Annotated in this window: 13 protein-coding genes; all 13 read right to left on the reverse strand. The window is 36.0% G+C overall.

Going from position 1 to position 14,189, the window contains the following annotated elements:
* Positions 1 to 124: 124 nt before the first annotated feature.
* Entirely contained in the window at positions 125 to 1,138 is a 1,014-nt protein-coding gene (locus CUC15_RS18240) for a metallophosphoesterase (RefSeq protein WP_162800362.1), read from the reverse strand.
* Positions 1,095 to 1,814 (reverse strand): hypothetical protein, encoded by a 720-nt coding sequence (locus tag CUC15_RS18245; RefSeq protein WP_114918044.1) that lies wholly within the window; start codon positions 1,812 to 1,814, stop codon positions 1,095 to 1,097. Before CUC15_RS18245 ends, CUC15_RS18240 begins: the two co-directional genes overlap by 44 nt.
* Before the next feature lie 103 nt (positions 1,815 to 1,917).
* Positions 1,918 to 3,714, reverse strand: coding sequence for an ABC transporter ATP-binding protein (locus CUC15_RS18250; protein ID WP_114918045.1), 1,797 nt, complete (start codon positions 3,712 to 3,714; stop codon positions 1,918 to 1,920).
* Between the two features lie 12 nt (positions 3,715 to 3,726).
* Positions 3,727 to 4,908, reverse strand: a complete 1,182-nt coding sequence (locus CUC15_RS18255) for a nucleotidyltransferase domain-containing protein (RefSeq protein ID WP_114918046.1) — start codon at positions 4,906 to 4,908, stop codon at positions 3,727 to 3,729.
* Positions 4,909 to 4,922: 14 nt separating this feature from the next.
* Positions 4,923 to 5,375, reverse strand: a complete 453-nt coding sequence (locus CUC15_RS18260) for a lasso peptide biosynthesis B2 protein (RefSeq protein ID WP_114918047.1) — start codon at positions 5,373 to 5,375, stop codon at positions 4,923 to 4,925.
* A 17-nt stretch (positions 5,376 to 5,392) separates the two neighbouring features.
* Positions 5,393 to 5,692, reverse strand: a complete 300-nt coding sequence (locus tag CUC15_RS18265; RefSeq protein ID WP_114918048.1) for a lasso peptide biosynthesis PqqD family chaperone — start codon at positions 5,690 to 5,692, stop codon at positions 5,393 to 5,395.
* Complete coding sequence (locus tag CUC15_RS18270) at positions 5,689 to 6,624, reverse strand: HPr kinase/phosphorylase (RefSeq protein WP_114918049.1); 936 nt, start codon at positions 6,622 to 6,624, stop codon at positions 5,689 to 5,691. The genes CUC15_RS18265 and CUC15_RS18270 overlap by 4 nt, the downstream gene beginning before the upstream one ends.
* A gap of 81 nt (positions 6,625 to 6,705) precedes the next feature.
* A complete protein-coding gene (locus CUC15_RS20870) occupies positions 6,706 to 6,876 on the reverse strand; it encodes a paeninodin family lasso peptide (RefSeq protein ID WP_114918050.1) in 171 nt (56 codons plus the stop codon).
* A 19-nt stretch (positions 6,877 to 6,895) separates the two neighbouring features.
* Positions 6,896 to 8,833, reverse strand: coding sequence for an asparagine synthase-related protein (locus CUC15_RS18280; protein WP_114918051.1), 1,938 nt, complete (start codon positions 8,831 to 8,833; stop codon positions 6,896 to 6,898).
* Between the two features lie 262 nt (positions 8,834 to 9,095).
* Complete coding sequence (locus CUC15_RS18285) at positions 9,096 to 9,233, reverse strand: paeninodin family lasso peptide (protein ID WP_114918052.1); 138 nt, start codon at positions 9,231 to 9,233, stop codon at positions 9,096 to 9,098.
* A gap of 12 nt (positions 9,234 to 9,245) precedes the next feature.
* On the reverse strand, positions 9,246 to 11,177 hold the full coding sequence (locus tag CUC15_RS18290; protein WP_114918053.1) for an asparagine synthase-related protein: 1,932 nt from the start codon (positions 11,175 to 11,177) through the stop codon (positions 9,246 to 9,248).
* 447 nt (positions 11,178 to 11,624) lie between these two features.
* On the reverse strand, positions 11,625 to 12,725 hold the full coding sequence (locus tag CUC15_RS18295; protein WP_114918054.1) for an acyltransferase family protein: 1,101 nt from the start codon (positions 12,723 to 12,725) through the stop codon (positions 11,625 to 11,627).
* Positions 12,726 to 13,061: 336 nt separating this feature from the next.
* Positions 13,062 to 14,153, reverse strand: coding sequence for a polysaccharide pyruvyl transferase family protein (locus tag CUC15_RS18300; RefSeq protein WP_114918055.1), 1,092 nt, complete (start codon positions 14,151 to 14,153; stop codon positions 13,062 to 13,064).
* Positions 14,154 to 14,189: the final 36 nt, after the last annotated feature.

A 14,189-nucleotide genomic window follows, 5' to 3' on the forward strand; every position in this document is an offset into this window, starting at 1 on the left:
CTCTTACCGATATCCTTGCACTCGTGCTGATATAACATTTTTCCCATCAATATACCAGCACGCATTCCTTCTAATAATCTTACGCTCATCCCCTACCTCTACAAATGCTCACAGATTTACTCATTCACCTAAAGCTTAGTACATTAATTTCAGGTGGATTTAAAAAGCGAAAATTTAAGAATGAAATTGCATCGCTGCTACCAAGCCCTGCACTTACATATTGCTTCGTTCCTTCATAATCCCAAAGCCCTTTCACACGGTCTCTTGGAGGAAAGAAGCTATTTGGCTCATACCAAGGTTCAGGAATGAAGAATGCGCCAAGTATTGGTAAACGGATTTGTCCTCCGTGGTAATGTCCAGCCATAATTAAATCGTAGTCCATCCACCTCATACCAGTGCTATTCTTTATCGAATCAACTCTAACATCTGGCACGGGATAATGATTCAGAGCAATGACTAGGTCTGTTGATTGAATTTTATCTAGTACATTCATTTCATCCAATAACTTCTCTTGATAATCGAGATAGGATTCAGATAAGAAATAATCAGGCTGCACAATGCCATTAGTTCTGCCTAAATACTCTGGTTCCTTGATTATTGAAAGCTCAAAATTAGCAAAGTAAACAGTTGTATCGCCCACCGAGACTTTATCCACAGATTCGAGTAATTGGACACCCCTTGCTTCCATTCCATTAATAAAGGCACTCTTTTTCACATCTTGCTCTACTTCATAACTATCTGGATCCGTATTGCCTGGGACATACCAAGCATTTTCTTTATTTGTAATCCCATCTATTAATGAATAAAAAGGTTCATAATGCTTACTTTCTGTACTATCTAGCATATCTCCAGTAAACACGATTGCATCATAATCAATTGCATTGATGGCTGCGATAAGTTTTGTTTGGTTTTCTCCAAACCACTTTTCATGCAGGTCACTAATTTGGAGGATTCGGAAGCCCTTAAGCTGTTCTGGCAGATTATCAATAACTATCTCCTCTTCTACGACAATAAATCGGCGATTATCCCAAATCGTATAAACAGCTAGTATAATAACCATAATTGAGATGAAAATCGATGTATATTTCATATACCTAGACAAATTCATCATATGAACTCGATTTCGTTTTACTACCAAAAGCCTTCCGTTTACGATACATGGAAATCTCCAATTGATTCTCCATTATCGTAATCATATATCCAGGTGGGATTTGCATAATTTGCTCATATGGCGTGATAAACAGGTCTACTTCAATTCCCCTTCGCTCATTGTCATTCGCAAAGGTCGTAAACCATTGGTTATTAAACCTACCTTCAACATAAGGAAGTGCCAGCAAAGGGGCAATACTTGTGCAAAAAGCAAAGGTATCTTGATTATGATAATAGTATAGTGGCTCTTCCCTTTCATAACCCATTACCCCGTAAAGCATTTCCTCGCTTCCATCCCAAATCACGAAGCTGAACTTACCAACAAAATAATTTGGACAATCTCTTCCCCACTTTTGGTAGGCTAGTAGAATCAAGTGACCATCCTGAACAGTCTTACGTTCTACTTCCTCTATCCCTATACGGTCCAATAATTCATCCCTGTTATCAAGATGCACATCAGCAGTTATCGCCATTTTCTTTTCAACGTCAACATATGGTAAAGTTTCCCCTAATTTAGGTACCACACTCCCTAGGAAAATCTGCCTTTGTTGCCAAATGATTGCTTCTTCAGAGGACGGGATATTGATTGCCTTCATCAACTCAAATCCATGATTACCTAGCATTGCTTCATTACTCATTTGATAAATTCCAGCGATTGCAGGCATAATGACAGCCTCCTTTAATTTGATCCTAACGTTCTATAAAGAGAAAAAAACAACATAAAATAACCCCCATTTACTAATAGGGATTAAAGAATGTAATTCACCGTTACTGAATTGCTTGCAATTGATTACGTAGTAGATTGCTAAACATACTTGTCTTTTCATTCGATAGCTGGTCAAATCCGCCTTGCTGGATGATTTCACCTTCTTCGAGCACAACTACTTGATCAGCATTTCTTATTGTAGATAAACGGTGTGCTATTACAATAATCGTCATCTTTCCTTTTAATCGTTCTAATGCTTGCTGTATTTTCGCCTCATTTTCTGTATCGAGCGCACTTGTCGCTTCATCCAACACAAGAATCGACGGATTTCGTAAGATTGCACGTGCTAATACGAGACGTTGTCTTTCTCCCCCCGACAGCTTAATTCCTCGATCTCCTATTAGTGAGTCAAGCCCATCTGGTAATTTGCGAACAAATTCCGCAGCAGAGGAGAATTCCAATGCTTCCCACATTTGGTCTTCACTTGCATTAGGTACTACTAACAATAGATTTTCTCGGATACTAACATTAAACAGAAATGGATCCTGTGGTACATAACTAATTGCACTTCTTAAAGATAAAAGATTGTCTGCTGTCAGTGCCTTTCCGTCGATTAATACCTGACCCACTTCAGGCTGATTTAATCCCATTAATAAATCGATTAACGTGCTTTTACCTGCGCCAGAACGCCCAACAAATGCTGTCATTTGATTCGCTGGAATAACGAGATTAATCTCCTTTAATGCATAATGTGACCCGTTTTGATTGTAACGAAAGAAAACCCGATCACACTCAATATGATGCTTTATATCAAGAGGGGGGATTTGTTTACCTTTTACCATTGCAAACTCTCTAGCGGACAAACACTCATGTTGTAGTGCTTTAACTGCTCTAAATGCCGGAATAGTTGTTGCTATTTGCTCCATCGATCCTTGAATTCCTGCAACCCTTGGCCACAATCTAGAAAAAATGATAATTACTAACATCAGTTGACCTGCTTGGGCACTAAACATACTGATCGCAATATAGATAAATAATGCAATAAATATTGCCGATGCAACTTTATAATATAATTGTGACGTTGTTTTTAATCTCGTATATTCAAGTTGTTCATTTTGCATCTTCTCCGTTATATCGTTGTACCATCTAATTCTCGAATCCTCTAATGAATTGCTTTTTATATCTTTGATGCCATTAACCTGATCCGTTATCCCTGCAAGAAAACTTCTCCCTAATTCATAATTCCGATTACCAAGAGCTAGTGATTGTTTAAGAAACTTTCGATTAAATAGGACTAAAATTAGACCGCAAAACAAAACAAACATGGTGATAGACGGTGAAAGCCATAAAGCAAGCCCAATTTGAATCAGTGTAAAGACAAGGGAAGCAACAAATTGTAAAACAGAATAGGTGCCTGCACTTGTTCGGGCGATTTCCGATGTTAAGATATTTATCAAATCCGATTTTCGATGTTTAATAAAGAAATCCCAATTCGCATGAAGCAAAGAACGATACGTTTCCAGCCGCATATGCCTTAAAAAGCCATGCTGAATCATTGCGTTTTTAATCGTTAGCTGGCGGTTAACGACATTTTGCCCGATAACGACGCCAACGTAGATAGCTAAAATGAGTGGGAGCCCTAGTGAACTCGGAAAGCTCTCAAGAAAGCTAAACATACTTAATAGTGGTGAATGCTCTCCATCCAAATCGATAATCCCACTCATGCTAATTAAAGGCACTAGTAGTAAGATGCCAACCCCTTCTAATAGCCCGATTGCAGTCATTGAAAATAAATTGATATAAAGAATTTTTCCAGAATACTGATGAATCTGCTTCAAAAAGTATATAACATGCTTCATTCGTACATCCTCCTAGGTTAAAGCCTGCCTTCTTGACTTTCTCCAAGCCCATAAAAATGGACGTAGCGGAAAATAGAGAAAATGTAACGGCATAGGTAAAGGTAATGTCTCGTGATCTTCAGGATATGGGTATAGAAAGCTTAGGATGAAGATGCTTTTTTGTCGAAATGACATTAAAGCAAATAGATGCCGCTTATGATACCTTGCAACACTTTCCGGAACTGGGTCCGTATGTAAGTTGACCATGCTTTCTAGATAGAAAATCGCTCCTTGCGCTAGTTTCCAAGGTCTAGCTCTAGTGCACAGATATTCCATTTTTGGCGGCAGCTTCGTATTTAAAAGCTCGGATGCTAGAATTAAGCTTTGCCCCCCAATATGAAGAGAATGGTAGTTTTCCAATATATGAAGTATCTTTTCTTGGTCCAGATTCTGACCGACCAACTGATGTATATCAAGGAGCCAACGAATTCGCGACCACCCGTGACGCGCACCGTGCGCAGTAAGAAATAGATACAAATCTGACTTACCTAATAAATACACCGGCTGTTTCGTTAATGTACTCTGCCTTCTCCGTTCCCAAAATTCTGTAAAGCTTGGTTCTTTACCAGGTCCTGGACTCAGACGCCAATGAATTTCCACCTTAATTTTCTTAATCGGATGGATAAAGGTGATATGATGGTGACGCCACTTCCAGTCATTCAATACGGTTTTAATATAATCTTCTTTTTTGTATCCTTGCTCAATTAAAATTTCTTCTGCAAGTTGAAGCTGTTCAATTGGGATAAGCACATCCAAGTCACTCGAGGTTCGGAGCGAAATATCACCATATAAGTCATGCGCCAGTGCGGGTCCCTTTAATTGAAGAAGCGATATTTCACGAGCTGCAAACAGCTGGGATATCTGTTCCATTTCTGCTGTTAGAAAAAGCATTTGCAAGGTATTCTGTTTGTAAGGCCTCGATATTGTATCGACCACATACTCTGGAATCTGCTTGTCAATCGCCAATTTAAGCTTAGAGTGAAGCACTGGATACACACGATGATGCATTGCTAAGTCGATAAAAAGATTCCAATCGACGCTTTGGAATAGTCCCTTGTCAATGGCAAGTATGTCACTCGGATAATTGCCTTTTAATAACTCTAAAATTAAATTCAATTCCTTGGGTATACTTTTAAGATTTAGCTGATTTTCCACTACATTCACCCTCTTTACATTCCTGATTCGATTCTTTTTGCAAATTTACTAACAACCGTAAACCTCTCCATCCCCTCTGAACCAGTTACATAAAAAGGACCGCTACGTAGCCATGCATGGGCAATAAACTCCCCTTTTTCATCCTTTGCAGTACCCAAATAAAGCGTGCTCTCAATTTGACGCCTTTCCAACATTTTCATTGCAGCAATGGCCTTTACAAGACATTGACTTTCCCAAAATGTATACCGACTCATAATATGAATGGCCTGCTTAATAAGGGATAATGTTTCTTTATCTGAAGAATGAAAGGTATAGGCCGTTTCAGCCATCTGATCCCCTAAAGAAGGGGCCACTCTAGAAAATGGAAGACCCTTTAAAATACGTGCTAAACCAAGGTAAATGTAAGATTCAAATAATAGCGTTTTCGTTTGCCAATTAAATGATAAAAAGGTTTTAAGTTTATTCAAATGGTACCCATCCTTTCTTAGAACAATCTAGCATCTATTAATCCTTCTTCTAATAATTTATCCAGAAAAGAAAGGACCTGTTCCTCGCATTCTGTTTGACTAACATCATAGTTATCCATTAATCCAGCAACTAGTTTATCGACAGAAATAGGTTCATTTATTCGTTCCCATATTGCGCCACCGATTTCACCTAAATTATAGTACTTCCCATTTTGGATACTGAGCATCACTTTTTCCCCGTCCATATCACTGACAATGTTACCCACTATTTGACTAACCAAATGCTGATTTGAAATCGGCGTCCGATCTTTAATCATGTAATTTTCTCTCCTTTGTTTATCCTAGTTAATATGAGATCTACTAACTCATGCGCTGTAAAGCGGCTTGTTGGGCGATGCAATTGATATATTTCTAAATGTTTCATCATTTTCGCCGACATACCAAAGTGCCATTCCATTAAACCCGCACGAGTGACGATAAAATTACGGTATGTATGGCTGAATATAGTATAGAATCGTTCCATTTTTTCGTTGGGAAAAACTGCAATATCTTCCTTGTCTGTTTTGATTAGTTCAAATACGCCTGCAAGTGGCATCGGTTCTTTCACGAACTGGGCCGAAACTGGGACGGCAAATTTTGTTTCTCGTTCGATAATTGGCCGAAGTTCAGTTGATTCCATCCCAAATTGATTCAAACTTTCCAACCATAATTTTTGCTGTGGATATGCAGGTGTCACTATCGGGATATTCTCCATCGATAACGTAACTGGAATAACATCATCACTTAGAAGCTGATAGCCCCTCTTCAAAAATGCCGACGCAAGTGTCGATTTTCCTGCCCCTGAATCACCTACAATTGCATACGCTTTGCCCTCAATTGCGATGGCGCTACCGTGCAATGGTAGAATTCCCCTTTGTATTAGTAGTGCTCCCATACAGGTTCCAAGGATGTAAAGACGGATTTGATCCTCATGGGAGCCTTTGATTGGGTCGACCATAATTTCCTGTCCGTTTTTTACTAAATATATAGCGACGTCAGGTACATGGAATAAAACCATATCTTCTTTTACTACAAAATATTGGTTTGGGATAGCTAGTTGTGACCATAACTGCGATAAATCGGTTATCTTAACTTCAATGTTTACCTGATTTTCTGTCAAGTTAATTTGAGGTAATTCTGAAAGAGGTATATCACTAGAAATATTGAAGCCAAAAGCTTTGTATCCTACTTCTTTAACAGTATCAATCATCTATTCGCCCCCATTATGGAGCCCTTATACCTTTTGAATGTATAAGGACTTATTATACCTAGCTAATTTGGCAACCTAGAATTAACTGTCAAATTTGCTTTTCAAACAACTAGCATTAGACATTCCAGGATGTGTCTCACCTCTTGGAGCCTCCCCCACATCAAAGCAATCCACATTTGCATTCCCCGGCCCATTCATCGTCTTACTAATATCAAGAACTTCTAATTTTGGTATTTTCCATACTCTTTTCAATTTATATCACCCCCTTCAGCTAAAAACGTTTAATAAAGCGATTAACGATTAAACTACGGGTTAGGATTTTAAATTCATATGTGAATACCACTTCTTGCTTGGGTTCCCTCCCTATCTTTGATAAAGCATCCTTTATAACTTCCACATTAATAAATTGACTTAATTTCTTATCATTTGGCAGTTCCTGCAATTCATTAACGAAACTACACCAACCAGAAGTCATACGATGGATAACGTCTGCCCCTTGTAGTCCACGGTTAATCTGATTCATCCTTACTTTATTAGGTAAAAGTCCTTTCATTGCCCTCCTAATGATCGATCGTTCCATTCCACCAGTAGCATATTGTTCGTCCGGCAACGCTAAGCAGAAGCGAATCACATTTAGATCATTTGTTGGATCTCTATCCCATAGTCCGTAACGTAAAGATAACTTAGATCCTGCAACTCCGCTTTTATTCCAAACAAATAATTGCTTATAATAATCTTTTCTATATTCCGCTAGATTAGTAGGATTGCTACTTAAATCAAGTCCATATGATTCTATCTTTTCGAATACACTTGTCTTTTGAGCAAATGTCGGGTTGATAAAAGTTGGAAATTGATAATTAGAATGGTCCTTCTTTACAATTAAAGAGGATAATGCTCTTTTAGCAATATACGGAATCATGACTGATTTTCCAGTTCTAAAATTTTTACAGTATGAATCTAATTCTTGAAAAAGTTGAACCCAATGAAGTCTTTTAAATAAATTTGCATAGTAGTTATAAGTTAAAGTCATAGACCCCCACGAAATCGAGTGATTACCCCGAGCACCATTTAAAAGCACTTTTACTCCTCTTTCACTGGCAGTTTTGCTAATCCCCTTAAGCCAAAATGAGTTTTCGAAAAATTTATATGGCATTTCCATCAAGTCAAGGAAATCATCTACCTCAGAAAGTGAATCTTTCCCATCAAAGCTTAAATATTCATCTAAAATATTTCCCGTATAATTAACCGTTTCCTTAATATATGGGCTTTCATTCGAAACATAATAATCAGGTGTCCAATCTGTAAAACTCTCTTCTGGAATGTAACTAAAGGTATGTAATCTTTTATTCTCCTTGCGTAATTCCTTTGCAGCAAAACTTACGACTGTACCTGAGTCCAATCCTCCACTTAAATGAGAGCCGACTTTCCCATGTGTACGGAGCCTAGCTTTTACTGCTTTTTGAAACAAGTATCGAAAAGCTTCTTCATATTCCTCATTTGATTTAAGTTTCAATGTTTCATTAACCTCGATTGTCATATATCTTGAAAGGGATATATTATCTTTGGTTACAGTAATACGATGTGATGGTGGAACTTGGTTAATTGATTTGTACGGCGTCGAAAACATATCAACTGCCTCAACCATCGTTGGAATAGCCAGAAATTCTGCAAGCCACGTTTCATTCAGCCTTTTTTCAATATAAGGTAATGTAAATAACGGCTCTATTGTAGTAGAAAAGGCAAATCGGTGATTATGATTGTAAAAATAGAGTGATCGCGCTCCTGAGAAATCTCGAGCACCGAACAGTTTCTGTTCTTTCTCATCCCAGATCATAAAGGCGAAATCGCCATGTAAATACTTGGGAGCCTCTTCACCCCATTTGCTGTACGCCAGTAGTATTAACTTACCGTCTGGCATTATCCTTCTTTGTTCTTTATCCACTTGTAATCGTTCAAATAATTCATCACGGTTATCTATAATCGCATCAGCATTAATAACCAGTTGACGTTCGTAATCATAATAGGGCAACTGCTCACCAAGTGATTCTGGAGTGATCCACTGTGAATGACAACCGAGAAAGACATTTCCCTTTTGCCATGTACTAACATCATCAGCAGGGTAATGACTTATTGAATGCATTAAATTTTGACTATGTGCTATTGGGATAGGTTCTTCATTAACATGTAGAATTCCATTAATTGCACTCATAGCATCCTCCTGAAATATTCTTACAATAGACAATATGTTCATTATAAAGAACATATAATCCAAAAGTTACCACTTCCATTAATTTTATGAAAGTGGTTTCCGTAACTATAATCTGCATATCGTATTCTTAATAACAAACACGATATAAATAAGTTAGCATCATTTTGTTTTTGTGTCAACTAAAGGAGAATTCATTTAGAAATATAGTGATAGGACCTACTTATTAAATGTTTCAGGTCCTATCACTATTCCTGCATAGTCTTTAGCTGTAATTAACCACATCGTGATCATGGGCGTCCGGGTCGGGCTGAACAGCATCTGGAGTTTTTATTCCAGGACCCGCCATCGTCATATTAATATCAAGTATTTCTAATGTAGGCATGTTCCATTCCTTTTTCATGGTATCACCTCCTTAAAGGGCGTATTTTTGAATAAATCGTGATAAAATTATACTCCGTATCAATAATTTAAAGTCCATATCATATATAAGCTCTGGTTCCGGGCCTTTCCTCACCTCTTTAAGAGCTGATTCAAGTACTCGTGTATTTATATATTCAGATATTTGTGGGTTCCTTATGACTTCCGCCGACTCATTAATAAATGCAGACCAGTCAGGAATCATTCTCTGTATACTATCCGCACTTTGAATCCCCTTATAGAGGTGATTTAACCTAACCTTATCTGGCAATATACCTTTAGTGGACCTACGAATTAATGCACGATCCATTCCATATTGCACATACTGGGAATCTGGCACAGATAAGCAAAAACGTACAACCCGCAAATCATTCGTTGGATCACGATTCCAAATAGAATTACTTAGTGAAAACTTTGTATCCGAGGTTCCGCCGCTCGTCCGGTAAAATAACTTTTCAAATTGATTTTTCCTAGCACCAATTGAATTTGGAAGATTAGAGCCATCCTCATTAATGCCAAAACTGCGAATCCTTTCAAAAACATTAGATTTCTTAGCAAATTCTGGATTAATTAATAATGGTACGGAAAAGTCTTGCTTATTGTTCGTAAACTCTCTGAAAGTATTTTTGCCGATTACTTGCAGTACCCTTTTTCTTCCAGTTCCTTTCACATGAATAAACTGATTGATTTCTTTAAATAGCTTAATCCAATGAAATCTTCTAAATAGATTCGTATAAATATCAATTGCATTTCCCCAAGAAACAGAATAATTACCGCGATCTCCAGTTAACATTACTTTAATTCCTTGCTCACTAGCAAAGCGATATAATCCAGAAATCCAGTATGAGTTTTCAAAGTATTTATAAGGCATTTCAATCACGTCCAGCCAATCATCAATTACCGAGTAAGGACTATCATTAGGAAAACTCAAATAGTTTTGTTCAATATTTCCTACATAATCAACCGTTGATTGTATATAGGGACGCTCATTCGCTATCCTACTTTTATGTGTCCAATCTTCAAAACCATTCACTGGAACATAACTAAAGGTATGTAGTTTTTTTCCTCTCTCTCCCAAAGATCTTGCAGCAAAGCCTGTAACCGAACCAGAATCCAAGCCACCACTTAACCGCGATCCTACTTTTTGATCCGTTCGCATATATTCATTAACTGCGTTTCCAAAAACTTCTTTAAATGCTTCCTCATACTCCTCATTTGACTTGAGTATCAATTTACTTTCCGTATCGATATAGACGTATCTTGTTAGCTTCAAGCTATCTTCTGTGACCGTTATGGAATGTGAAGGTGGCACTTGTTTGATTGCTTCATACACGGTAGAAGTTGTATCAACGGTATCCAGCATATCTGGTATCGCTAGAAAATCTGCAATCCACTGCTCATTTAGTCTTTTCTCCACATTTGGTAATGTTAATAACGGTTGGATAACAGTACAAAATGCTAAGCGCTGATTGTCTCCAGCATAATAAAGCGTTCTAGTTCCGGAATAGTCCCTTGCCCCAAAGAGTTTGTTATTTCCTCCGTCCCATATCATAAATGCAAAGTCACCAATTAAATATTTAGGCGAGGCTTCCCCCCATTTTTGATATGCAAGCAAAATGAGCTGACTGTCCGGAAGTGTCTTTCGTTTCTCTTTATCCACTTGCAATAGGTCAAAGAGTTCCTTTCGATTATCAATGATGGCATCGGCAGTAATCGCTAGTTGACTTTCTGTATCGGAATAAGGTAACTGCTCGCCAACTGATTCAGGAGTGATCCACTGTGCATGACAGCCAAGGACGATATTATCCTGTTGCCACATCTGCGCATCATCTGCCGGGTATTTTTGTAATGCTTCCATCATTCCGTATCCATGGCTATTAGGTATTGGCTCTTTATTTAGATGGACAATTCCAGCTATTGCACTCATCTTTCTCCTCCTGATTCGATGTTTATGTAATTCTTTATTAAGAACATCCAAATTAAATTAGTTCCTTGAATAACACTTAAAGAATCTAATAAATTGCATTTTATTAATGTGCTATATAATGAACAATACTATAATATTATTCCTAAGGCAATACTTGTTTCTATTTATTTGTACTCTAATGTTTATATAGGTAATTATCGGCTAAACGATATAGTACTAATGCTAATTTCAGGTTTATCTATTGCTTTATGACATCACATAATATTTTAATTTAATATTTGAGCACAACTAAGTCGCGCGGACATAGTTAAGACCCTTAAAGATAGCCCAACATTGTCAAAATAAGCAATAGATTAAAGTAACGACTTTGAAGTAGCTATATTATATTTATCAAACTAACTGCAGATCTTGTTAAAATACATATTAGATATACTTTTCTCTTTGCAATTATGAAATTGACTTATTGTCTCTATTTATTTGATACTTTTTAGAATTCCCTCCAAGTTTAGAGTCAATTAACTTAACTATAGGGTGATACAAAGAATTGATTCCAAATGAAGTAAAAAGACAAAGTATAACAAGCCAGAGAAAGATAAGAATTGGGTATCTAACAGCAAAAACTAAAGTAGGAAAAATAGTCATATAGAAAAACATATGCGTTAGCCAAAGATTTGTGGAGTGATCCCCCACAAACAATAATAATTCTTCTACAAGTTCGTTTTTATTCATAAGATTAAATATACAAATGAATGCAATAGCTGTAAATGGTGCAATAAACATAGTTTCTATGAAACCATGAATGATAACTAACATAAGGATACCCATTAAACAAAGTGCATTTTTAAAAGGTATATTATAAAACCAGTTATAGATTATCGAATATATTTTCTCTTTTGCGAATATTACACCGACAACAAAAGCTAGTTGTGAAGTACCAACTAACACTATCGCATTTACTACAATATTGAGTGCAGTATTATCTCCAAAATCAATTACATGTTTAATTCGCTGTAAATAGGTAATAGAATAGATTATTCCTGACACAGCTAAAACAAGTATAAAATGATGCTTCTGAATTATTTTGATAAACACTGGAGACAATAGAACTAAGATGACATAGGTTTGTAAGTACCACCATGCACCGTTATATGAGCTAGACAACAAAAAGAAATTAAGAAAGAATTGGTTTATTCCACCCGAGAAGGCTTCTGGCATCCCAACAAGAAATGCAATTGCCATAAAAAGAAAAAGGATAATCCAGAAATTAATAAGTAATTTTAAGATACGAATTAGATTTTTTTTGAGCTTTGATTTCATTGTGTTTAATTTCCCTAGGCTTAAATAAAGACCATATCCGCTAGCAAATAAATAAATTGGTACACACGCATCTCCAAATAATCCAATGTAATATACAAGTGGTATTCCATTTATTTCTGAAAAAGTCTCATAAAGACCACCAACATCCTTTCTTGCAAATAAATGAAGGGATAGCATAAATAAGATTGCTACCCCTTTTAGAATCTTCATATCCTTTCTGGAAAACTCCATGGGTTTATTTCTCCTTCTATTCTTAATGATGTGAAGATTCACTTTATTAGCGAGAATCGGTTATATTTGAACCTTAAGCCAGTATTCACCCAAGTATAATGAATACCCCCGCAATTAATGTATAGAGTACCTTGACAAGTAGTCCCTTCGGGCATGAATTCCCAGTAAAGAAGCCAGTTGTCTGAAGACTTGGCTTGCCAAAAAAACTAGCAGACCCACTGTCCTTATCAAGCCGTGAAACGCATTTTATTCAGTTTAAAAGTCTGGTATAAATTCGAAATCACAATTTGAAACATACAAGATACAGTTTGGTGGGAAATATTTCTTAAATTGAAATTAATTACTCATTGCTTCTGTTATCTGTTTATAATGTTCCATTGCAAAACTATTATTGTAATCAACAACATTTACATTTTTCAATTCGGCTATACATTTTTCAATTTCATTTATACTATTTGAGTATTTTATATAATCTAAATGCCTAATCCATTCATATTGTGCTTTTATTTTATGGTTATAATTACTTAAAACTACACAGGGGGTACTTGTTATTGCTGCAAAAACCATACCATGTAACCTATCGGTAATAACTATTTCACTATCTTTGAATAACTCAAACATATTTTTTATTTCTTCATTTACCTTTTCTCTTGGTACTCCTCTATCAATTACAGTATCAGAAATTGATATCTTTTTATAATTATGTCCAAGTATCGAGAAGATTTTTTCCTTTTCCGTTTTACTGAGAACACCTTCCACGTCACTTCTTAAAAATGCTACTACCCCATTTCTCTCTCTTTTAGGATAAGTTTCATTTAAGTATAATACTATGTCAGGTGTCAATAATACTTTATTTGAATTAAATGCATCTTTCATAGTTTTGTAAGATACCTTGTCTCTAGCAATTAAAACCAGATTTTTATTCATTGAATACATCTTTTTACTGTTATCCAATTCCTGATATCCACTATTACTTTTATTAAAATACATACTTTGTGGAAACGAAATAATCTTATTTCCTTTAAAGTTTGAGATAATATTTCTTCTATTATTCTCATGAGTTAAATATTGATCACCTAGACTTCCCCCACCTATTAGACAGATAATATCGTTTGGTTTAATAATTTTTTTAAAATAACTAATATGCTCCATATATTCTAACTCTCTGATTCCGATTAAATTATAGTCTGGAAATGAGTTGTTAATAAACTTCTTTTGTGCGTAACCAATTGCAATGTCTCCAAGATTTCCATGCCCCTGCTCTAAAAGAAAAAAGACATTTTTGTTTTGTTTCTTTACTTTTGCATTTTTTATTATTTTTTTTACTTTAATAAAGTCTTTATAATGTAAGTATTGATAATACCTCTTTAATAAAAATTGATAAATATATTTATTTGATTTTAATGACTTCTTAATCAATTTTATCATCCTAACCCTCCTTGAATAGGTTGAAAGAAGCGAATT

The sequence above is a fragment of the Oceanobacillus zhaokaii genome (genome assembly GCF_003352005.1).
Lineage (GTDB): Bacteria > Bacillota > Bacilli > Bacillales > Amphibacillaceae > Oceanobacillus > Oceanobacillus zhaokaii.